Source organism: Kitasatospora sp. NPDC003701 (assembly GCF_053587085.1).
In genome coordinates this window covers 1-21,090 of record NZ_JBSFNM010000014.1, presented here as the reverse complement: position 1 = coordinate 21,090, position 21,090 = coordinate 1, and the positions used below count along the sequence as shown (strand labels likewise).

22 protein-coding genes and 1 pseudogene are annotated in these 21,090 nt (G+C 72.7%); 9 read left to right on the top strand and 14 right to left on the bottom strand.

The window, feature by feature from the left end:
- Positions 1-247: 247 nt before the first annotated feature.
- The 3 genes from ACWDRR_RS15680 to ACWDRR_RS15670 all read right to left on the bottom strand — a co-directional run bounded on the left by ACWDRR_RS15680 (position 248) and on the right by ACWDRR_RS15670 (position 4,109).
- On the bottom strand, positions 248-1,417 hold the full coding sequence (locus ACWDRR_RS15680) for an outer membrane protein assembly factor BamB family protein (protein ID WP_449772726.1): 1,170 nt from the start codon (positions 1,415-1,417) through the stop codon (positions 248-250).
- Positions 1,418-1,803: 386 nt separating this feature from the next.
- Positions 1,804-2,424 carry an L-threonylcarbamoyladenylate synthase gene (locus tag ACWDRR_RS15675; protein WP_449772725.1) on the bottom strand — a complete coding sequence of 207 codons (621 nt, stop codon included), beginning with the start codon at positions 2,422-2,424 and terminating at the stop codon, positions 1,804-1,806.
- Positions 2,425-2,591: 167 nt separating this feature from the next.
- A complete protein-coding gene (locus ACWDRR_RS15670; RefSeq protein WP_449772724.1) occupies positions 2,592-4,109 on the bottom strand; it encodes an alkaline phosphatase family protein in 1,518 nt (505 codons plus the stop codon).
- Positions 4,110-4,385: 276 nt separating this feature from the next.
- Here ACWDRR_RS15670 and ACWDRR_RS15665 point away from each other — a divergent pair.
- The 5 genes and pseudogenes from ACWDRR_RS15665 to ACWDRR_RS15645 all read left to right on the top strand — a co-directional run.
- Positions 4,386-4,733 (top strand): annotated as a pseudogene (locus ACWDRR_RS15665) (LysR substrate-binding domain-containing protein); the annotation flags it as partial.
- A 230-nt stretch (positions 4,734-4,963) separates the two neighbouring features.
- Positions 4,964-5,806: a hypothetical protein gene (locus tag ACWDRR_RS15660; RefSeq protein ID WP_449772723.1), complete on the top strand. Its 843-nt coding sequence runs from the start codon at positions 4,964-4,966 to the stop codon at positions 5,804-5,806.
- Between the two features lie 124 nt (positions 5,807-5,930).
- On the top strand, positions 5,931-6,878 hold the full coding sequence (locus tag ACWDRR_RS15655) for a hypothetical protein (RefSeq protein ID WP_449772722.1): 948 nt from the start codon (positions 5,931-5,933) through the stop codon (positions 6,876-6,878).
- Between the two features lie 173 nt (positions 6,879-7,051).
- Positions 7,052-7,690 (top strand): ATP-dependent Clp protease proteolytic subunit, encoded by a 639-nt coding sequence (locus ACWDRR_RS15650; protein ID WP_449772721.1) that lies wholly within the window; start codon positions 7,052-7,054, stop codon positions 7,688-7,690.
- Position 7,691: 1 nt separating this feature from the next.
- A complete protein-coding gene (locus ACWDRR_RS15645) occupies positions 7,692-8,294 on the top strand; it encodes a ClpP family protease (protein ID WP_449772720.1) in 603 nt (200 codons plus the stop codon).
- A 96-nt stretch (positions 8,295-8,390) separates the two neighbouring features.
- On the opposite strand, the gene ACWDRR_RS15640 is transcribed toward ACWDRR_RS15645, so the two are convergent.
- From ACWDRR_RS15640 to ACWDRR_RS15630, 3 genes are all read right to left on the bottom strand, one after another.
- Positions 8,391-8,822, bottom strand: a complete 432-nt coding sequence (locus ACWDRR_RS15640; protein ID WP_449772719.1) for a helix-turn-helix domain-containing protein — start codon at positions 8,820-8,822, stop codon at positions 8,391-8,393.
- A gap of 165 nt (positions 8,823-8,987) precedes the next feature.
- Positions 8,988-9,149: a hypothetical protein gene (locus ACWDRR_RS15635; protein WP_449772718.1), complete on the bottom strand. Its 162-nt coding sequence runs from the start codon at positions 9,147-9,149 to the stop codon at positions 8,988-8,990.
- Between the two features lie 208 nt (positions 9,150-9,357).
- Positions 9,358-10,329 carry a helix-turn-helix transcriptional regulator gene (locus ACWDRR_RS15630; protein WP_449772717.1) on the bottom strand — a complete coding sequence of 324 codons (972 nt, stop codon included), beginning with the start codon at positions 10,327-10,329 and terminating at the stop codon, positions 9,358-9,360.
- Between the two features lie 98 nt (positions 10,330-10,427).
- On the opposite strand from ACWDRR_RS15630, the gene ACWDRR_RS15625 reads away from it, so the two are divergent.
- Together ACWDRR_RS15625 and ACWDRR_RS15620 are read left to right on the top strand one after the other, a co-directional pair.
- On the top strand, positions 10,428-10,829 hold the full coding sequence (locus tag ACWDRR_RS15625) for a RidA family protein (protein ID WP_449772716.1): 402 nt from the start codon (positions 10,428-10,430) through the stop codon (positions 10,827-10,829).
- A 216-nt stretch (positions 10,830-11,045) separates the two neighbouring features.
- Positions 11,046-11,558, top strand: a complete 513-nt coding sequence (locus ACWDRR_RS15620) for a GNAT family N-acetyltransferase (RefSeq protein WP_449772715.1) — start codon at positions 11,046-11,048, stop codon at positions 11,556-11,558.
- 71 nt (positions 11,559-11,629) lie between these two features.
- Here ACWDRR_RS15620 and ACWDRR_RS15615 read toward each other — a convergent pair whose 3' ends face one another.
- From ACWDRR_RS15615 to ACWDRR_RS15595, 5 genes are all read right to left on the bottom strand, one after another.
- Positions 11,630-12,151, bottom strand: a complete 522-nt coding sequence (locus tag ACWDRR_RS15615) for an ATP-binding protein (protein WP_449772714.1) — start codon at positions 12,149-12,151, stop codon at positions 11,630-11,632.
- Between the two features lie 201 nt (positions 12,152-12,352).
- Positions 12,353-13,054: a 2-phosphosulfolactate phosphatase gene (locus ACWDRR_RS15610; protein ID WP_449772713.1), complete on the bottom strand. Its 702-nt coding sequence runs from the start codon at positions 13,052-13,054 to the stop codon at positions 12,353-12,355.
- Between the two features lie 168 nt (positions 13,055-13,222).
- Complete coding sequence (locus tag ACWDRR_RS15605; RefSeq protein ID WP_449772712.1) at positions 13,223-13,696, bottom strand: hypothetical protein; 474 nt, start codon at positions 13,694-13,696, stop codon at positions 13,223-13,225.
- 17 nt (positions 13,697-13,713) lie between these two features.
- Positions 13,714-15,027, bottom strand: coding sequence for a NucA/NucB deoxyribonuclease domain-containing protein (locus ACWDRR_RS15600; RefSeq protein ID WP_449772711.1), 1,314 nt, complete (start codon positions 15,025-15,027; stop codon positions 13,714-13,716).
- A gap of 33 nt (positions 15,028-15,060) precedes the next feature.
- A complete protein-coding gene (locus ACWDRR_RS15595) occupies positions 15,061-15,579 on the bottom strand; it encodes a hypothetical protein (protein ID WP_449772710.1) in 519 nt (172 codons plus the stop codon).
- A 297-nt stretch (positions 15,580-15,876) separates the two neighbouring features.
- On the opposite strand from ACWDRR_RS15595, the gene ACWDRR_RS15590 reads away from it, so the two are divergent.
- Complete coding sequence (locus tag ACWDRR_RS15590; RefSeq protein WP_449772709.1) at positions 15,877-16,944, top strand: LPXTG cell wall anchor domain-containing protein; 1,068 nt, start codon at positions 15,877-15,879, stop codon at positions 16,942-16,944.
- 456 nt (positions 16,945-17,400) lie between these two features.
- Positions 17,401-19,398, top strand: coding sequence for a family 20 glycosylhydrolase (locus tag ACWDRR_RS15585; RefSeq protein ID WP_449772708.1), 1,998 nt, complete (start codon positions 17,401-17,403; stop codon positions 19,396-19,398).
- 101 nt (positions 19,399-19,499) lie between these two features.
- Here ACWDRR_RS15585 and ACWDRR_RS15580 read toward each other — a convergent pair whose 3' ends face one another.
- The 3 genes from ACWDRR_RS15580 to ACWDRR_RS15570 form a co-directional block, all read right to left on the bottom strand.
- Positions 19,500-20,105 (bottom strand): transglutaminase-like domain-containing protein, encoded by a 606-nt coding sequence (locus tag ACWDRR_RS15580; protein ID WP_449772707.1) that lies wholly within the window; start codon positions 20,103-20,105, stop codon positions 19,500-19,502.
- A 192-nt stretch (positions 20,106-20,297) separates the two neighbouring features.
- Positions 20,298-20,711: a hypothetical protein gene (locus ACWDRR_RS15575; RefSeq protein WP_449772706.1), complete on the bottom strand. Its 414-nt coding sequence runs from the start codon at positions 20,709-20,711 to the stop codon at positions 20,298-20,300.
- A gap of 169 nt (positions 20,712-20,880) precedes the next feature.
- The coding region (locus tag ACWDRR_RS15570; RefSeq protein ID WP_449772705.1) for a PhoH family protein at positions 20,881-21,090 on the bottom strand (210 nt) is incomplete at its 5' end.

Here is a 21,090-nt window from a genome sequence, read left to right as displayed (position 1 = left end):
GGTGCGACGCTCCCCCAGCCTTCGGCCGGGAGGTGCCCCCAGGGCACGCACGCCCCCAGCCTTCGGCCGGGAGGTACCCCCACGCCGCGTTGTCGTCAGTCGCCAATGGCCCCCAGCCTCCGGCCGGGAGGTGCCCCCACCGCAGTGGCTCCATCCTCCGCCTTGCGATGCACGCACCCCAACGCCGCACCGCCCGCCCTCCGGGCGGACGACGGGAGTTTGAAGACAGGCCCTAGGACCTGCGGTCTCAGACGGTCGGGAGGCTGCCGAGGGCGTGGACACCGGTGCGGCTGCCGCGGTAGACGGTCGTGCCGGTGGCGGCGAGCGAGACGCGGGTGTACGCGGTGTCGGGTGTGCGGTGGTCCGGCTCGTCCTGCCAGCGGAGCCGCCCGGTCGCGAGGTCGTAGGCGTACAGGCAGTCGTCGTTCGTCCCGACGTACGCGGTGCCGTCGGCGGCGGTCATGGAGCTCTCACCGCGGCCGAGGCCGGCGGCGGTGGTGGCCGTCCAGCGGGTCTCACCGCTGTCCGCGTCCAGGGCGGTGAGCAGGTTCCCGCTGAGCAGGCAGACCACCCCGTCGGCCACCGACGGCGGGCAGGTCAGCGAGTGGGACTGCGAGCGCCGCCAGAGCACCCGGCCGGTCGTCGGCTCCAGGGCGAGGACGGCCGGGTTCGCCAGTGCCGCGTCGTGGTCCGCGAGGTGGAGGACGCCCCGGTGGACGGTGGGGCGGCCGTGGACCTGCACCGTGCGGACGGCGCTCTGCTCCCAGCGCTGTTCGCCGCTGCGGGCGTCGAACGCGAGGAGCCCCGTCGACCGGCCGGGAACGTACACGCTGTCGCCGGCGACGACCGGAGCCCCCGAGACGGTCGGCGGACTGCTCCAGCGCAGATCGCCGCCGGCGGCGTCGTGGCCGTGGAGGCGGGTCCCATCGGTCGCGAGGACGATGCCGCCGCCGACGGCGGGGGCCGGTTGCCACGCGAAGTCGCGCCAGTCGGGCACGGGCAGCTCCCAGCGCACCTGCCCGGTCGCCGCGGTGAGGACCTGCAGGCGGGTCGGGGCGGTCACGCACACCACGTCGTCCGCCGCGGCCAGCGGCCATCCGCCGTAGCCGTCGGCGGCGTCGGGTGTGTCGGCCGTCCTGCTCCAGCGAACAGCACCGGTGCGCGGGTCGAGGGCGCTCACCTTGCCGTCGTACCCCGAGAGGTAGAGGCTCTCCTGGGGGCCGGCGGCAAGGACGACCCGCCCGCCCGGGGCCGTGGTGCTCCAGATCCGGGGGCCGCGGACGCTGTCCCGTCGCACCCACCACGCGGCTCCGGTGGCGGTCACGAGGGCGCCCGCGCCTCCCGCGACGCCGAGCAGCAGCCGCCTGCGGCTGAGGCGGTGCCGGACGGGTCGGTTCTGCGGTTCGTCTGTGTTCACACCGGACACGACTTCGTGCGCCGACCTGCGGTTCCCCCGTGCGCGGCCGGGTGGCGCGCGAGGGCGGGGCCGGCGCGGGATCCGCGGCGGCGCCGTGACCGCGTCCGACCCGCCCCGCCGCGCCCGTGGAGGCCGCGTCACGCACCGCGGACGACGTCCCGCGCGGGACGGGCGCCGTCCAGCGGGTAGGCGTCGACGAGCCTTCTCGCGCAGTCGTTCGGGCAACCGGGACGGATCGCGTGTGCCCGGACGGGCACGGTCACCGGTGCCGGGGCGCGCACGGCCCGGGCACGGCGCTGCCCCGACCCGCAGGTGTCGTGGGCGCGGCCGCCGACACCGGCCCCGGCGGCCCCGACCCCGACGGCCTTCTCAGCCGGACCGTGCCGTCACTCGAAGCGCGTGGGGTCACCGGCCCCGTACCGGACGATCTCCGCCGCGCCGCTGGAGAAGTCGACGACCGTCGTCGGGGTCGTACCGCAGTCGCCGGAATCCACCACGGCGTCCAGCACGTGGTCGAGCCGCTCCTTGATCTCCCAGCCCTGGGTCAACGGCTCCTCCTCGCCGGGCAGGAGCAGGGTGCTGGAGACGAGCGGCTCGCCGAGTTCGGCGAGCAGGGCCTGCGTGACGACGTGATCGGGGATCCTGACGCCCACCGTCTTCTTCTTCGGGTGCATCAGACGGCGCGGGACCTCCTTGGTGGCGGGGAGGATGAAGGTGTAGCTGCCCGGGGTCGCCGCCTTGACGGCGCGGAAGACGGCGTTGTCGACGTGGACGAACTGCCCCAGCTGCGCGAAGTTCTCGCACATCAGGGTGAAGTGGTGGCGGTCGTCGAGACGCCGGATCGAGCGGATTCGTTCGAGGCCCTCGTGGTTGCCCATACGGCAGCCCAGGGCGAAACAGGAGTCGGTCGGGTACGCGATGAGGGCGCCGGAGCGGAGGCTGTCCGCCACGGTGCCGATGGTGCGGGCCTGGGGGGTCTGCGGGTGAACGTCGAAGTACTTCGCCATTGGCCGACCCTACGGGATCCACCCGGCCGACCCGGGGTCGGCCCGCTGCGCACGCCGTTCGCGTCCTCGCCCGGGCCCGGGTGGAGGCGGGACCGAGCGGGCCGGGTGCTGCCCGGGCGGGTCGCGCAGGGCGCCCGGGCAGCGGGGGGAGCGGATCCGGTGGAGGGTCAGGAACCGGTGGTGAGGGCGACCTGGTCGACCGTCCAGAAGGCGCTGTTGGTGCCGGTGTAGCGGAAGCGCAGCTGGGCGGTGGAGGCCCCGGCCGGAACGGTCACGGTCAGCTTCTCGAAGCCGTTCAGGTCGGCGCGGTAGGACTTGACCAGCTGCGGAGTGCCGGAGTCGAAGACCACGTACAGGTCGCCGGTCTGGGGGCCGTCGATCTTGTAGTTCGTGGCGAACGAGACGGTGGCCCGGGTGGCGCCGGCGACGGAGTAGCGCGGGCTGATCAGGGTGGAGTCGAACTGGCCGGTGCCGTGCGACTTGTCGTCCCACTCGTCGGAGTCCGCGACGGCGAAGACGTTGCGGGCCCGGACGTTCGTCTCCCGGGACTGGTTCAGCTGGGCGGCCGTCCAGAACTCGTCGGTGGCGAAGGCCCACCCGCGCCACTCGGTGACGCCCCCGGTCGGCATGGCCGAGTTGTCGATGCTCCAGCCGCTGGGCGGGGTGTGCGTCCAGCCCTTCACCCCGGCCGGGATGCCGGTCTCGTCCGTCCGGGCCTGCAGGCTCGGACGCAGGCTGTCGAAGGCGTCCGGCGTGATGGTGTCGATCGGCCGGCCGTCCAGCTGCCAGGCCGGGTCGATCGCCACGCCCTCGTGCTCCAGGACGGTCGGTGCGATGTCCACGATCTTGACGTCCTGCCGGGTGGAGCCGGGGGTGTGGCCGGCGCCGTCGGCGATCACGAAGGTCTGCCGCTCGACGGCCGAGTTGCCGCCGTGGCCGCCCGCGTCGGTGTGGCCGTGGTCGGTGGTCACCAGGATCAGCCAGTCCTCCGAACCGTAGGTCGGACGCGACTTGACGGCCTGGACGACCTGGCCGACCAGGGTGTCCACCGAGTGGATGGCCGCCAGGTACTGGCTGCTGGCGCCGCCGTAGCTGTGACCGGCCTCGTCGACCCCGTCGAAGTGCAGGAAGGTGGTGTCGGGATTGCCGTTCGCCAGGTAGTCGGACGCGTCCGAAGCGGCCTTCGCGTCGTTGTCGCCCTCGGTGATCCGCAGGTCGGCGCGGCCGTTGAAGACGGTGTCCGCGATCGGGTTCCAGGACGCGACGACCAGGGTGGAGGCGGCGGGGGCGGCGGTCTCCAGGCGGGTGTCGAGGTCCGGGTAGGCGTCGAAGTGCGAGCCGGCGAAGGTGTTGTCCTTCACGCCGTGCTTGTCCGGCCAGACGCCGGTGGCGATGCTCGACCAGCCGGGGCCGGACAGGGTCGGCGCCAGCGGGTTCGCGTACAGGTTGCTGGTGGCGGTCATGCCGCCGCTCATCAGCGCCTTGAGGTTGGGCGCGTCGGCGGCGAGCAGCTTGTCGTAGCGGGTGCCGTCGATGCCGATGACCAGGGTCTTGGCCGACTTGGTGCCGTTCGGCAGGCCCTTGTACGGGCCGGTGGTGGCGGCGGCCGGCAGGGCGGTGAGCGGCAGCAGGGCCGCGGCGGCGGCTGCGGCCAGGGCGGTCCGGGTGACGGGGGTGATGCGCACGGGGGCTCCTCGGGCGTGGAACTCGGGACGCGGACGGTGCCGGCCGGTCGGCGGCACCGGCAGGAGCCTGGTGCGCCGTGGCGATCGGACCGTCACCGTGAGAGAGCCGGTAAGTGAACAGCCGCCGAAGTTCAGTCCAGACCGGTTATCAATCCGTGATCAAAGCGCGGCCCGGCATCCGACCGCCGCCGCGGACCGCCCGTGCGCGCGCCCGGGATCCCTCCGCGGCGGACGCGACGCGGTCGGGCCGCCGCGAACCCCCGGATCGCACGGGTTCGTTGGACGTTTCGCCCGCCTGCCGGCCATCGATCGACGGACCGGCTGATGGGTGTGTGGCCGGGTCTGGACGAGCGGCCCGAGATCGTCCTCACCGCGCGCGACTGGCTGGCCAGGCTCCAGCTCGTCGCCGCCGGTTGCGGACTGACCACGGTGCCGGCCACGCTCGCTTCCGTCGCACCGCCCGGGGTGCGCGTCCTGCCCGTCCGCGGTGGGCCCCGGGAACGGCGGCGCCTGCTGCTGGCCCGCCTTCCCCAGCCGCCGGCGGAGTCCGTCACCCGTGTGGCAGCCGTGCTGCGCGCCCAGGCACTCGCCACCGTTCCCACGGCGCCCTGCCACCTTTCCTGACGGCCCATCCGCACGACCGACGACACCCGAGGGGTGAGGGGGGACGGGACCGCGGGGAGCAGCTCCACCCTTCTGCGGTGACAGCGGGACCTTGGACGTGATCCGCAGCACTCTGGTTTCCCTGGAACAACTCTGACACCATCTCAGCTGAGATGAACAGGCAGTGGGCGAATGGTTCATCTCAGCTGCACCACCGCAGGTGTGGAGCATCGAGAGGATTGAGGCTGGAATTGAAGACCATACGGAAGAACGTCCCGAACCTGGTGACGGTCGTGTTGCTGCTGCTGGGCATGCTGACCGCCGCAACCGCGCAGGCACAGGCGACCCCGCAGCGGCTCGCCGGCAGCGCGACCGTCTGCTCCAACTTCCCCATCCCGGCAGGCTGGGTCATTACGAGCTCGTACCGCAGCAGCGGCTGCCCCGGCACCGGCGTCGCCTACACCATCGCCGATTCGAGCGGGCAGACCTTCGCGACGGTGTGTTCGATGTCGCCGATTCCGGCGGGGTGGGTGGTGACGAGTTCGTACAGCAGCAGTGGTTGTGCGGGTACGGGTGTTGCGTACTCCATCGGTAACGTCGCCAATCAGACCTTCGCGACGGTGTGTTCGATGTCGCCGATTCCGGCGGGGTGGGTGGTGACGAGTTCGTACAGCAGCAGCGGTTGTGCGGGTACGGGTGTTGCGTACTCCATCGGCAATGTCGCCAATCAGACCTTCGCGACGGTGTGTTCGATGTCGCCGATTCCGGCGGGGTGGGTGGTGACGAGTTCGTACAGCAGCAGCGGTTGTGCGGGTACGGGTGTTGCGTACTCCATCGGCAATGTCGCCAACCAGAACTACGCCACGGTGTGTTCGATGTCGCCGATTCCGGCGGGGTGGGTGGTGACGAGTTCGTACAGCAGCAGCGGTTGCGCCGGCACCGGTGTCGCCTACACCATCGGCAACGTCGCCAACCAGAACTACGCGACCGTGTGCTCCTTCTCCCCGATTCCGGCGGGCTGGGTCGTCACGGGCTCGTCCAGCAGCAGCAGCTGCGCCGGCAGCGGCGTCGCGTACTCCATCCGCAAGGCCTGACCGACCGCCGTCGGCTCGGGGCCGGGCGTGCGCCCAGGGGCACGAGCCCTTCGGTCCGGGCCCCTGGCGCGCGGCCGACTACGATGCGTCGCATCGACAGGGCAGGACGGCGGGGGTGCGTGGCGTGAGCGGATACGGCGGGGGCGGGTACGGGGGTCCGGCGGGCGGCGGGCCCCCGGCGGGGTGGCCCGCTCAGGGCTCCCCGGTCCCGCCGGCGGGATCCCCGTACGCCCCGCCGGCGGGGTATCCGTTCGCGCAGCCGGTCCCGCCGCAGGGCTACCCGTACGCGTCGCCCTACCCGCCGGTTCCGCCGCCGGTCGAGCCCTCGCGGGGGCGGAAGATCCTGCGCGGCATCCGCAATCCGTTCTACGCCGCCCAGCGGACCTTCCGCCCGTCGCGGCCCGGCGTCGTGGACGATCCGGCGGTCCGCAAGCTCCAACTGTGGCGGACCGTGCTGGGGCTCGTCGCCTGGGTGGGCCTGACGGTCACCTACAAGGCCGTCGTCAGCGCCGACGACGTCAAGGCCGTGGCCGACGAACGCCTCGACCAGAGCTGGACCAGCGTCCTGGTGCTGGTCTGCACCTTCCCGGTGGTGGTCGGCGCCTTCGTGGCGGCCGCGCGGGGCGGGTTGCGGCGCGTCTACCTGCGGCGGGCGCTGCGCCCGCTCGGCGCGGTCGTGGCCATCATGGCCTCCATGGGCACCGCGGCGCTCGCGATGGCGCCGGAGCTGGCGGGGCTCCGGGACGCCGTCGGGCTCCCGGGAACGATCGCCATCGGCGTGCTGTGCCTGTGGTCGATCGGGTTCGCCCTCTACGGCATCGGCCTGTCGCTGGTGCACGTCTTCCGCACCGCCGACATCCACGAGGTGGTGCCGCCGATCCTCGCCGGTGTCCTGGTGTGGGAGATGGCGCTCCTGGACGTGACCACCGGCGCCTACCCCCAGGTCCCGGCGGGCGCCCGGGCGGTCTTCATCCTCGGCGCCCCCGTCACCGTCACGGCCCTGGCCTGGTGGGAGATGCGTCGACTGCGCCGCCACCACGGACTGACGGTCCGTAACGCGCTGGGGCGCTGACGGTCCGACCCGCCCCCGCTCGCCCCCTCGCCGTCCTGCCACCCCCCGGCCGGGCCGGGGCGAGCCGGCGTCTCTGCCCGTGGCGAATCTGCGGCGGGCAGAGAAACCGCCTGCGGGGGCCTCCCGCGGTCAAGAGTGGAGTCGACGGCATCCCGCCTCGACCAGGAGACCAGATGACTCCATTCACCACGCTCCCGCCCCGCGCGGCGGAGGGCGACACACCGCCCAGCCGCTTCGACGACCACCTCGCGGCGCAGCTGCTCGCCCAGCGGATCGTGCTCCTCGGCACGCAGGTCGACGACGTGTCGGCCAACCGGGTGTGCGCGCAGCTGCTGCTGCTGTCGGCGGAGGACCCGCGCACCGACATCGGCCTGTACATCAACAGCCCCGGCGGGTCGGTCACCGCGGGTCTGGCCATCTACGACACCATGCGGCTCATCCCGAACGAGGTCTCGACGCTGGCGATGGGATTCGCCGCCAGCATGGGCCAGTTCCTGCTCACCGTGGGGGCGCCGGGCAAGCGGTTCGCGCTGCCGAACGCGCGGATCATGATGCACCAGCCCTCGGCGGGCATCGGCGGCACCGCCTCGGACATCGAGATCCAGGCGGAGAACCTCCAGTTCACCAAGAAGTCCATCGAGCGGATCACCGCCGAGCACACCGGGCAGAGCGAGGAGACGATCGCCCGGGACGGCGACCGCGACCGCTGGTTCACGGCCGAGCAGGCCAAGGAGTACGGGATCGTGGACCGGGTGGTGGAGTCGGTCGCCGACATCCGTCCGGCCTCGTCGCGCCGACGGATGGGGTTGTGACATGGGGTCGTACACGGTTCCCTACGTCATCGAGCGGACCGCGCAGGGCGAGCGGTCCTACGACGTCTTCAGCCGGCTGCTGAACGAGCGGATCATCTTCCTCGGCACCGAGATCGACGACGGGGTCGCCAACGTGGTCATCGCCCAACTCCTGCACCTGGAGTCGGAGAACCCGGAGCGCGAGATCTCGATCTATCTCAACTCGCCCGGCGGATCGTTCACTTCACTGATGGCGATCTACGACACGATGACCTTCGTGCAGGCACCGATCTCCACCTTCTGCGTCGGTCAGGCGGCGTCGACGGCGGCGGTGCTGCTGGCCGGCGGGGACGCCGGGCGACGGTTCGTGCTCCAGCACGCGCGGGTGCTGCTCGGCCAGCCGGCCAGCGGCGGCCGGCAGGGGACGGTCTCCGACCTCAGCCTCGCGGCCAAGGAGATGGTGCGCATCCGCTCGGAGGTGGAGGAGATCCTGTCGCGGCACACGGGTCACGACGTGGCGACGCTGCGCGCGGACATGGACCGGGACAAGGTGCTCACCGCCGAGGAGGCGGTCGCCTACGGGCTCGCCGACGAGGTGCTGAGCCGACGGCTCGCGTTCGTCTGACCCGGCGCGGCCCAGAGCGAGGGCCGGCCGACCGGCCGGTGCGACGGTGGCGCGCCCCCGTCGCACCGGCCGGCGGTGCGGATGCCCTTCCGGAGGTCAGGCGACGAGGCAGAGACCGTCGTACTGCGCGGTGGGCGACGTGCGGCTGCGGCTCACCCGGCCGTGGGCGTACCGGGTCAGCTCGTCCTGGGCGAGCGAGAGCAGGTCGGGGAGGCCGAGCCCGAGGGCCCGGGCGGCGGCCGCGAGCACCTCGGAGGAGGCCTCCTTGCGCCCGCGCTCCAGCTCCGACAGGTACGGCATCGAGATCCGGGCCGCCTCCGCGACGTCCTTCAGGGTGCGTTCCTGGGCGAGCCGCTCGCGCCGCAGCACGTCGCCGACGAGGTTGCGCCACAGCGGCTCCCTCGGCGCGGGTGCCGGCGGGGCGCCCGCCGGTCGCTGCGGGGCGCGGGCCGGCCCGGCGGGACCGGACGACGCGGTCTTCGGGCGCAGGGGGATGACGCGGGCTTCCTTGGCTGCATGAGTGCTCACCCCTTCAGCCTAGGGATCCGGGGCGCGAGGGGAAGGGAGCGGCGTTCTGCTCTGGGTGAAGCGATTGCCGGTGGTGTGGCTGGCTGCGCGAAGGCCGGCGCACCGCCGCAGGAAAGCAGGCGGGCCGTCACCGGCGCTTCGGTGACGGCCCGCTGCGGGGTGTGCTCATACGGTCGGGCCGGCCAGGCCCGTCAGGGCCCGGTGGGCGCGCCGGGTGGTGCGCTCGGCGCGCTTCTTGAGCCGCAGCGCGCGCATGAGGCGGTGGTTCTCGGCTTCCCGCAGACGGTTGTCGATCGTCGCCCGCGCTACCTCGAGGTGGTAGGTCATGATGATCCCCCTGTCCATGGGTGATCCGCCGGCATCTTCGTGATGCCGGCCCCTTCAGACCACCCTCTGTGCTTCAGACTCTATACCCAAATGTGCGTCAGAGCCTTGTATTTTACGGTCTGTTCAGACAATCGCCTGCTGATCGAAGGAGAAGGGGCGAGTTGGCTCCCGGCTTCGCGAGGCGTCGAACCGCACCGGAGCCGGAGACTCAGGACGTTCCGTAGCAGGTGGCGATCGCGGCGGCGCGGTTGTGCAGGGAGTCGCGCAACCACTGCGGGGCCAGGGCCTCCGCGCCCGTGGCGAGCTGCCACAGCGCCCATTCGGCGTGTCGCGGGTCCTGGAAGCTCAGCTCCAGCCGCAGCCAACCGTCCGCGTCGACGTCCTCGGCCCGGACGGCCAACGCGGTGCCCACCAGCTCCTCCCGCCGCGTCGGGTTCACCCGTACCAGCACGGTGACTTGGTCGCCACCGGTCCGAAACCGCGCGCTGCGTTCCTTCCAGGCCTGGTCCAGGTCGACGTGGTCCGGTCGCTGTGCCGGTTCGGCGAGCTCCTCGGCGGCCAGGATCCGGGACAGCCGGTAGGTGCGGTCCGCGCCGGACCTCGTGGCCAGCAGGTAGCCCTGGTCGCGCACGGTGACCAGGCCGATCGGGTCCACCGTGCGCCACGTCGGCGTCCGGTCCACAGCCGCGTAGCGGATGCGCAGCTTGTGCCCGGCGAACACCGCGCGCCGGACCTCGGCCACCACGGTGTCGGGTACGTCCTCGGCGACCAGCCGGCGCGAGAGGAGATCGGTCTCCGGGTCGACGAGCAATCGCCGGGCCGCGCCGGCCGCCGTGGCCCGGTGGCTCTCGGGCAACGCGTCAACCACCTTGAGCATGGCCGAAGCGAGGGCCGAGCCGAGGCCGAACGCCTGCGCGCCGCGCCGCGATCCGGCTACCAGCAGAGCGAGTGCCTCGTCGTGGTTCAGCCCGGTGAGCTCCGTCCGGAACCCGGGCAGCAGCGCGAAGCCGCCGTGCCGACCGCGTTCGGCGTAGACCGGGACACCGGCCGCGGACAGCGCGTCGATGTCGCGCAGCACGGTGCGGGTGGACACCTCCAGCTCGCGGGCCAGTGTCGTCGCGGACACCCGACCGTGCTGTCGCAGCAGCAGCACCAGGGAGACCAATCGATCAGCGCGCACGCGAAAACGCTACCGGAATACACGACACACGATGTCGTGATTCGCTGAAAGGCTCACCAGCACGACAACGGCCCCACCACACACCAGAGGTGACTCGCATGGCACACGTCATCGTCAATCCGGACGGCTTGCACGACCCGGTCCCGTTCGGCTACAGCCACACCGTCACCGTCCCCGCGGGGACGGAACTGGTCCTCGTCGCGGGTCAGTACGGATCGGGCCCGGACGGCGCGGTGGTCTCGACCGATTTCGCCGAGCAGGTGAAGCGGACGTTCCACAACATCGGTGTCGCCCTTGCCGCCCACGGGCTCGACCTCGGCCACGTCGTCCAGCTCAGGACGTACGTGGTGGACCACGACGTCAGCAAGCTCGGCCCGATCGCCGGCGCCGTGCAGGAGGGTTGGGGTGCGAAGCCGCCGGCGCAGACGCTGATCGGTGTCGCGAGCCTGGCCACGCCCGATGTGCTGTTCGAGGTGGAGGCGCTCGCGGCCCGGCCCTGATGCGCCGCCCCCGTCGGTCCTGTCGCTCGGGCGGGGGATCGCCTCGGGGGCGAGCGCACACGGCTCGCCCCCGAGGCGGCGACGGGTTCCGTCGGTACCTGCGTCTTCGCGGTACCGGGGGAGGGGAGCCCGCGTGACGGGGACCCCATGGCTCTCGCGGCCTGCGAGGAGGAGGATCACCGGCAGGTACGCCCATCCTCATCCCGGGAGATCACCGTGTACGAGACAGAGCGCCTGACCCTGCGGCAGTGGCGGCACGCCGACCGCGACCGTGCGCTGGACCTCTACTCCCGCTGGGAGGTCGCCCGGTGGCTCGGTGCGGCGCCGAAGGCGCTGGCGGACGAAGCGGCGGCGGACGCCATGATCGGACGGTTCCGGGACCGCTCGGGGACACCGCCGCTCGGGTGCTGGGCGGTGGAGCAGCGGGACACCGAGGTGGTGGCCGGGACGGTGATCCTGGTGCCGATCCCGGACGGGGGCGGCGCGGTGGAGGTGGGTTGGCACTTCCACCCCGACAGCTGGGGCAGGGGCTTCGCCACCGAGGCGGCCCGCGCACTGCTGGCGGCCGGGTTCGCGAGCGGGCTGGAGGAGATCCACGCGGTCGTCCGGCCGGGCAACGACCCCTCGACGGCGGTCTGCCGCCGGTTGGGGATGGCCGGCCGCGGGCTGACCGACCGCTACTACGGCACCGAGATGGAGCAGTTCACCCTCCTCCGGCCCGCACGATGACGAACTGCGGATTCCCGCCGGCGATGTCCGGTCGAACCGCGCCGCTCCAGCTCGTCGAGCTCGGGCGGAGCTCAACTCCTGACGGCCTCCGCGATCTGCAGGGCGGCTCGGGCGGGCGTGAGGTGGGTGGTGTCGACGACCTCGGCCTCGCGGTGCAGCCATGTGCGGGCCGCCTCGGCGTAGGGTCCGAGGTACTTGAGACGGAAGGGGGAAGGGCCGAGAAGAGTGTCCCCTTCGATGCGCCCGCGCAGTGTGTCCTGGTCGGCGTGGAGGACGAAGTGCCGTACCGGAATCGCGTATTGGGCGAGGCCTGTGCTGATCTCGCGCCAGTACTCCTCGACCAGGACGGTCATGGGCACCACCAGGGTGCCGCCGGTGTAGTCGAGTACGCGGCGGGCGGTCTCGACCACGAGCGGCCGCCACGGCGGCCAGTGCTGGAAGTTGTCCGTCTCGGGCAGCCCCGGTGTGATGTCCATGAGCGTCTCGCCGACCTTCTCGGCGTCGAACACCCGTGAATCCGGGATCAGTTGCTGCACGAGCGCACTGGTCGTCGTCTTGCCCGCGCCGTGGGTGCCGTTGAGCCATACGATCATGGGGCCAACGCTAGCGCCGACCGAGACGCGGGACCTGGCAGAGCGGAAATCCGGTACGGTCAGCCCGGTTCCGGACGGGGGCCGGGCTCACCGGCACGGCCGCCCATGAGGTGGATCCTGCTCACCGCTCGCCGGCGGCCCGGGCCTCACGGCGCGTGCGGCTGATGCCGCCCACCCGGCCGGGTGCCGGCTCGCGGCTTGTCAGAGCGAGGTGTCCTCGGTCGACGCCGGCACGGTGCACGGGCGCAGGACCATGAGCGAGTCTTCCAGGGCCGCCACCATGGCGAAGGGGAACCGGTCGAGCTCCAGGCAGAGCGCGATGTCGTCGGGATGGACTCCCTGGCGCACGCCCTCCGCCAGCTCCGTGGCGGCGCGCGACTCGGCAGCGCGGCGGAGGAATCCGGCAGGATCCGTACCGGCCCCGGTGGCTCTCCGGGCGATGTACTGGGCGCACGCCAGATCCTCATCGGCCCGACCGTCCTCGCCGGTGACCACGAACGTGACACTGTCACTCGTCCGGTCCCGCAGGAGCCGGGCCGTGGCCTCCGCCACCACGAAGCCGGCGCAGAGCACCAGCGACGCGTCCTTGACCGCGAGGGCGCCGACCGTCCCCGCCGTGGTCTTCTGCACGACGGTCCGTCCACCGAGGTCCGTGGACCGCAGCAGGCCCGGCGAGTTGACCAGGTCGAACCCGGGTGCGGGCGGGCCGTCCTTGAGCGCCACCCAGTCCGGGTGGTCGGCCTTGAGCGCCCGCGCGTCGTCCAACGACTCGGCGAGGACGATCTGTTCCGCCCCCTGGGCGAAGGCCCAGGCGGCCACGGTGAAGGCGCGCATGACGTCGACGACGACCGCCACGGACGGGGCTTCGGTCAGATCGGCGATACCGAGGAAACGGGCGTCCATTCGGATCATGATCGTGCATGTCCGGCCCGAAGCGCCCGGGGAGTGACGCAGGTCACCTGGATGGTCTCGGCATGTGGTACGCGGGCTGCCCGAGGAGCGAAAGCGGTCCGCGTCGAGCCGTCTGCCCCGGCACCACGCGGGCCGTTCGCACACGGGTCGCCGCGGGTGTCAGCGGGGCCACAGCCGCAGCAGCCAGTGCTCGGCCCGGTGGGGGAGCGGTTCCCGGGTGGGGAGCGGAGTGCTGCGGTGGGCGGTGAGGGTGTAGCGGCCGGGTGGGAGGCGCAGGGCCGCGTCGGCCGGGAGGTGGGAGACGCCGGAGGCGAGGGTGAGGCGGCCGCCTTCGAGGTCGACGGTGAGTCGGGCGCGGCGGGGCCAGCGGTCGGGCGGGGGAGGGGGCGGCGGTGCGGACCAGTGCTGGAGGGTGACGTGGGGGTAGTGGTCGGACAGCGCGCTGTTGAAGGTGACGGTGCCGGTGCCGGGCGCGGTGGTGGCGAGCTGGTCGGGGCGTGGGGTGGGCGGTCGGTCGTCGGGGTCGCCGCTGGGCGGTGCGGCGGTGTCGACGAGGTGGAAGAGGTGGTGCTCGGCGCGCACTTCGGTGGCCAGTTCGGCGACCGGTGCGGCGGCGGGGGGTCGGCCGGTCATGGGCTCCACCGGGCGGGTCAGGGGTCGATCTGGACGTGGAAGGGGTCGTTGGTGAAGTCGCTGCCGAGGATGCGCCGGTTCTGGTAGAAGCCGCTGAGCCTGCCTCCGGCGCCGCGGTTGTCCCAGTCGTGGATGGGTTCGACGCTGTAGTTCTTGAGGTTGTCGTCGGCGCCCTCGAGGGTGGAGGCGAAGGGGTACTCGTCGCAGTCCAGGCCCTCGCGGGCGTAGTCGGGGAAGTACACCAGGCAGGCGGCGACGGCGACGGCGCGGTGGGCGTCGATGGCGGCCTGGTCGGCGACGCGGTGCAGCGGCGCGGCGCCCGGGGCGCCGGGGATCTGCTTGTTCGGGGCGTCGGGGACGGTCTGGTCGGGGTGGTACTGGGCGGTGATGATGTGGTCGGCGGACTCGGGGTAGTCGGCGCGGTTGATGTGCAGGGTCTCGGTGACCCAGGGGAAGACGCAGCCCTCGCCGGCCGCGGTGGTGACGAGGTAGGGGGCGGAGTCGCAGCGGATCCCGCTGTTGGGGCCGTCGTAGGGGTTGGCCGCGCCCTCGCCGATGACCGAGACGTGTGCGGCGAGGTCGGCGTAGCTGATGAGGGCGGTGCCGAGACCGCCGGCGGCCTCCTGCCGGAAGGAGTAGTAGCGGCTGGTGATGGAGCCCTCCGCGGCCCACAGTCCGATGGGCTGGACATAGGGGCCGCCGAAGCCGCTGTCGACGACGCAGGGGCCGAAGCCGGGCCGGGCGGTGCAGGTGACATTGAGGCTGAGCGGCACCTCGGCGATGTCGCCCTCGAGGCGCCAGTTGTCGAGGACCTGGACGACGTCGACCTCGCGGCGGGCGTTGTGGCCGTACTGGATGTCGGTCATCTCGGCGTCCGCGCTGCCGGTGACGGAGCAGAAGATCCACCAGCAGGTGACGTGGGTGGGGTGGAGGTGGAAGGCCTGGCAGGTGACGAACCGTGATTTGCCGTAGCCCTCGTCGTGGAAGGCCGCGTCCTGTTCCCGGCACTCGTAGGCGGGCAGCTCGTCCTGGCCCGAGCGCCTGGTGGCGCGGGGGGCGTGGTTCTCGTGGGGCCCGGGCTCCATGGCGCGGATGCCTTCGACGAGCTGGTCGAGGGGCTGCTCGTGGCCGGGTTCGGTCAGCGGGACGTGGGCCGGGGCCAGCAGGACGTAGTCCCGGCGCCCGGAGGCGTCGCCGTCGCCGGCCGCGCGGGCGGGGGCGGCGGCCGTGGCGGTGGCCAGCGTCAGCAGTGCCGTGACGACGGCGGTCACGGCGGTCACCGCGCCGCGCGGCCGGGTCCGGCGGCCGGGGGTGTGGCGGCCTGAACGCATCGTTGCCTCGATTCCTGGTTCTGGAGTCCGGGCTCAGGAGTGGGGGTCGATGCGCCAGCCGTGGGCGTCGCCGACCACGTCGGTGGAGGTGTCGGTGATGACCTGTCGGGTGTAGCCGTCGCGGAAGAGCCGGTGCTTCACGTCGAACGCGGCGAGGTCGTTGGCGCACTTGCCGTTGGCGTAGCAGTGGTCGACGCGGATCTTGAGGACGACGGTGCGGTAGTCGGGCGTCTGGTCCTGGTTCTGGAACCAGGCGCGGATCTTCCAGCCGGCGAGGCCGTAGCCGCGGTTCGGGGCGGCCTGGACGACGTCGAAGGTCCACTCGTTGGCGGGGGTGAAGGCGCACGCGTTGAGCGAGGTGTCCACCTCGGCGGCGCGCTCCCAGTCGCCGTAGACGTTCAGCGACTGCAGGTGGTAGGTGGTCGAGGGGGCGCATGCCGTGGCGGCCTGGCCGGTCCTCGCGGCGGCGGCGGGTGCGGAGGTGGCCACGGCGGCGACCGTCAGGGCGGCGGCCGCGAGTCGGAGCCCCGTGCGCGGGGTCGTGCTGTTCATCCGGTTTCTCCTCACCATCGACTGTTCGTGGACTACCCACTGAGCGTGACACGTAGTCATCGACCGAGCACACGCTGTCGTCCGAGTGGATCCCCCGCCGGGCCCACCTGCGTCTGTCGGCCTGCCGCGGCCCGGAAGCACCTGCGGGGTCCGATGCACACGGCTGGCGGCTGGCGGCTGACGGCTGCTCGGGGGATCCGGGGATCGGGTGGCGGGTGCGTACAACCGTTCGCCTCGTCCGCACGTCCTCTCAGCAGACCTTCGTCCCCATCGCTTCTCACAGCCGGAGCCGTGATCGTGCGCACCACCTCCCGCCTGGCGGCCGCCGCCGCCCTGTCCGTGCTCGCCGCGAGCGCGATGGTCTCCGGGACCACCGGCGCCTTCGCCGACGCCGGCGCCCCGAGTCCCTCGGCGGCCGCGTCGACGCCGGCCGCCACCACGCCGTCCGCCGAGGCGACGGACACCCCGTCCGCCACCGTCACCGCCACGCCCTCGGCGACCACCTCGGCGACCGCGGCGCCGTCCGCGGCACCGACCGACGGGCCGAGTGCGACGGTGACCCCGTCGGCCACCGGTACCCCGACTGCCACCGGCACCCCGACGGCCACCCCGACCCTGCCCCAGGGCTGCATGTACGTGCGCGAGGAGGCCATGCCGGTCCACGCCGTCACCCTCGACACCGACGGAACCACCCGGGACATGGCCGTCTCCTTCTACAACAGCAGCTCGACGACGCTCACCGACTTCCGGATCACCGCCGTGATCAAGAGCGCGACGGGGGCCGTCCCGCCCAGGACCGAGGTGAGGTTCCAGGGCGACACCGTCTGGGCCCCGGCCACGCCGGACGCCGCCACCGGGGCGGTGTCCCTCGGTCACCACGCGGTCCCGTCGCACGAGATGTTCACCGTGGTGCTCCGGATCTCCGCCGACCCGGCGGCGAAGGCCGGGGGCTACAGCCTCTCCGTCTCCGGCGCCTCCGAGGTGCTCCCGTACGGGGTCGGCCCCACGAACGTGAAGTACACCTGCAACCGGCTGACCGGATCGTCCACCAGCCGCGTCACCTTCCGCGACGAGCCGACCGTCACCCCCTCGGCGAGCGTCCCGCCCGCCGCGAGCGCCTCCCCGACCGCCTCCCCGACCGCCTCGACGTCGCCGTCCGCGTCGCCGACCGCGACGTCGGCCGCCACCGGCGGGGTCGTGCCGGCAGGTGACCGCGGCACCGGCGCCACGGCCGCCACCGGGCGCGGCCTCGCCGAGACCGGCAGCTCCGGCGCCGTGCCGCTCGCCGTCTCCGGCGCCGCCGCCGTCGCCCTCGGTGGCGCGGCCGTGCTCGTCGCCCGCCGCCGCAGGAACGCCCGCGGCTGAGCCACCGGCCCGACACGTCGCGTCCCGCCCGCGCACCCGCGCGGGCGGGACGTCGCCGTTCCGGACGCGCGCTGCTCGCAGCGAGGCACTGCGGCGGCCGGGGCCCGTCGCCGTGGCCCGCCCCGCCGGCCGCCCCACGTGGCACTTCCGCCCCGAGATGTTGCGCCAGCCCGTCCAATTCTGCTCAATTCAGCCGAGTTATCGTCAACTATTGACTCCACTACGGACTTTGCGTTGCACTGGTGCCGCTCCTCACCGCGCCCTCCCCGTGTGCCAGGGCCCGGGACGTCAGCGTCGACGACCGTCTCGCCCGGCAGCCCGCCGGCGATGGGGCCGCCCGGGACCGGGGTCTGCACCCCGGCCGACCCGCTCCTGGCGGCCCGGTGCCCGCGATCCTCCTCGCCCCAGGTCTTCCCCCGCCTGCCCCTTGGAGTCCCGATGAGACTGCTCAGGCTGTTGACCGTAGCCGTGTGCACCGCGGCAGCCCTCGTACTGCCCGGCTTACCGGCCGCCGACGGTGCCGCCGTCAGCACCGCCGAGAGTGTTGCCGACAGTGCCGCCGTCGCCGGACCGCCGCGGACCGTACCCGCGCTGCGCCAGTGGACGGCCGGCAGCGGCTCGTACACCTTCACCACGGGGAGCCGGATCGTCCTCGACCCCGCCTCCAGCGCCCAACTCGCCGACGAGGCGGCCACGTTCGCCGAGGACCTCGGCCAACTGGAAGGCCACAGCGTCCCGGTGACCACCGGCACCGCCGGTGCGGGAGACATCGCGCTCAGCCTGGGCGACGACGCGCTGCCCGCCGAGGGCTACCGGCTGACCGTCGCAGCGGCGATCACCGTCCGGGCCGGCACCGCGGCCGGCGCGTTCTACGGCACCCGGACGGTCCTCCAACTGCTCCACCAGTCCGCCACCGTACCGGCCGGGACGGCGCTCGACTGGCCGGCCAAGGCCGAACGCGGGCTGATGATCGACCAGGGCCGGAAGTACTTCACCGTCGCCTGGGTGAAGCAGCACATCAAGGAACTGGCCTACCTCAAGCTCAACTACTTCCACTTCCACCTGTCGGACACCTTCGGCTTCCGCCTGGAGAGTTCCACCCACCCGGAGATCGTCTCCGCCGACCACTACTCCAAGCAGGACATCGCCGACCTCGTCGCCCTCGGGCGGAAGTACCACGTCACCATCGTCCCCGAGATCGACACCCCCGGGCACATGAACCCGATCCTGGCCGCCCACCCCGAACTCGCGCTGAGGAACAGCTCCGGCACGGTCGACCCCGGCTTCATCGACCTCTCACTGCCCGGGGCCTACACGCTGATCAAGGACCTGGTCGACGAGTACCTGCCGCTGTTCCCCGCCCCCTACTGGCACATCGGCGCGGACGAGTACGTCGACGACTACAGCCGCTATCCGCAGCTGCTGGCCTACGCCCGCGCCCACTACGGCGCGAACGCCACCGCCAAGGACACCTACTACGGCTTCGTCAACTGGTCCGACGCGCTGGTGCGGGCGGGCGGCAAGACCACCCGGATGTGGAACGACGGCATCAAGGCCGGTGACGGCACCATCGCTCCCAACGCCGACATCGTGGTCGAGTACTGGTACGACTACGGCCTCACGCCCCAGCAGTTGGCCGCCGCCGGACACACCGTCGCCAACGAGTCCTGGACCCCGACCTACTACGTGCTCGGCGGTGCCAAGCCCGACACCAGGTGGATGTACGAGACCTGGACGCCCGACCTCTTCCAGGGCGGCCGGACCCTCACCGACCCGACGAAGAACCCCGGCTCACTGCTCCACGTCTGGTGCGACAACCCCAACGCCGAGACCGAGGACCAGATCGCCGCCGGCATCATGTACCCGCTCCGCGGACTCGCCCAACAGACCTGGGGATCGCCCAGGTTGACGGCCTCCTACGCGTCCTTCACCCCGATCGCCACCGCCGTCGGCCACAACCCCGCCTGGCCCGGCGCCGCCCAGCCCGGCAACCTGGCCCGCAACCGGCCGACCACCGCCTCCAGCACCGAGACCGCCGACTTCCCCGTCGCCCTCGCCACCGACGGCGACGGCACCACCCGCTGGTCGAGCGCCTACGCCGACCCGCAGTGGCTGCAGGTCGACCTCGGCTCGACGCGGACGGTCAACCGCGTCGTGCTGCGCTGGGAGGCGGCGTACGGCAAGGCCTTCCGGATCCAGCTCTCCGACGACGGCGTCACCTGGCGCACCGTCCACTCCGCCACCGCCGGCACCGGCGGAGTCCAGGACCTCACCGGTTTGAGCGGCTCCGGCCGCTACATCCGGATCTACGGCACCGCGCGCGGGACGGCCTGGGGTTACTCGCTGTACGAGTTCGAGGTGTACGGGGACCAGCCGGGTGGCGCCCGCACGCCCACCGCGAGCGGCGGGGCGGAGGCTCGCCCGGCCGCCGGCACCGCCCCGGCGCGCGGCTGATCACACCGGCCATCGGCGGCGGGCGGTCGGGACGGCCTGTGCCGCCCGCCCGCCGCCCGGCAAGCCCGGGCCGCGCTGCGGGTGTCGGCGGGACCGTACGGTCAGAGTGCCGGGGGCAGGTACCCGAAGCCGGCCACGTCCTGGCGGGCCTCGGCGAGTCCGGCGAGCAGCGCGGCGGGCGGGGCGGCGTAGACCGTCGGGTAGTGCAGGTCGCCCCGAGCGGGGTCGTTGGTCCAGGCGGTCCGCTCCTCGGCCGGCTCGGTGGTGAACCGCGCGTCGGCGCCGTTCCTGTTGCCCCGTGCGTCGAGCCGGACCCACTGCCCGGTCTGCGCCCAGTACACGGCGTTCAGGCCGTGCAGCACCTCGAGCTTCTGGTAGCACAGCCCGGTCGGGATGCCTTCGGCCCGCAGCAGCGCCGCCAGCAGGTGCGACTTGGCGTGGCAGATGCCGTTGCGGGTCGCCAGCACCTCCGAGGCCCGGTACGCGGCGCTCCACACACCCACGTCGGCCGAGTGGTCGATCTCGTCGAGCACGTACGCGAACGCGGCCCGCGCGGTGGCCACGGGGTCGGGGCCGCGCAGCCGGGCTGCGAGGGCCCGGATCTCGGGGTGGCCGTGGTCGATCACCTCGTCGGCGGCGAGATAGGCGGAGAGGTCGTCGGTGTCGGGCGTCAGCGGGCCGAGCGGGGAGACGTTCAAGGCTGTCATGGCGCCATGGTCGCCGGGCGGGTCGGCGGCGGGCGGGGAATTCCAGCATGTGGGCGACTCGGCAGGCCCGAACCCGTTCCGCCGGTGCCGCCTGTCCGCCGACATCCGCCACTCCTGGCGGCCCGTGACGGCTCACCATGAGGTGGGGCCCTGGGTCGCTTCGCGAACGGGGGCCGGTCGGGGGAGCGGGTGTTACCGGGACGGTACGGGCGGGGGACGGTCGCCGGATGCCGGCGGCTGGTCCCACCCCGTGGGGGTGGCGTGTCGTGGTGGCATCAGGATCCGGGTGCATCCGGCGGCGGTGAGGACTCGGATCGACAGGCGGACGCGGTATTCGTCGCTGGAGAGGACCCAGGGGCCCGGTATCAGCAGGAGCCGGTGCGTGCCGTCGATCACGGCGAGGACGAGTTCCTCGAACCGGGGGCGGGCCCGGTGGCCCCAGGAGGACGGGCGGGCGCGGTCGAGGTAGAACACCGGGGCGGGCAGGCCCAGGCGGGCGGCGAAGCGTGTCAGTGCCTCGCGGTCCCTGGCAGCTGTCGGGTTCTGCGGGGGACTGCACAGATAGGCGGCGGGCCTCGGCACGGGGGAGATGTCGGGTGCGCGCATGGACTGGCTCCACGTTCGAGGAGGTGCCCGGTACCGGGGAGGAGCCGAGCAGTGCGGCTGAGTGAGGTGCTCGAAGGGTTGGAGACGGAGGAGAGGACGGGTTGGTGCCGGCTGGCCGGACGCTCGGCCGAGGGCAGGGACCCCGGCCGGGGCGGCGGGGGCCCTGCCGTCAGATCTCCAGGCCCTCCAGCAGCTCCGTGACGAGCGCGGCGATCGGGGAGCGCTCGGAGCGGGTGAGGGTGATGTGGGCGAACAGCGGATGCCCCTTCAGCTTCTCCACTACGGCGACCACGCCGTCGTAGCGGCCGACCCGCAGGTTGTCCCGCTGCGCGACGTCGTGGGTCAGCACCACCCGCGAGCCCTGGCCGATCCGGGAGAG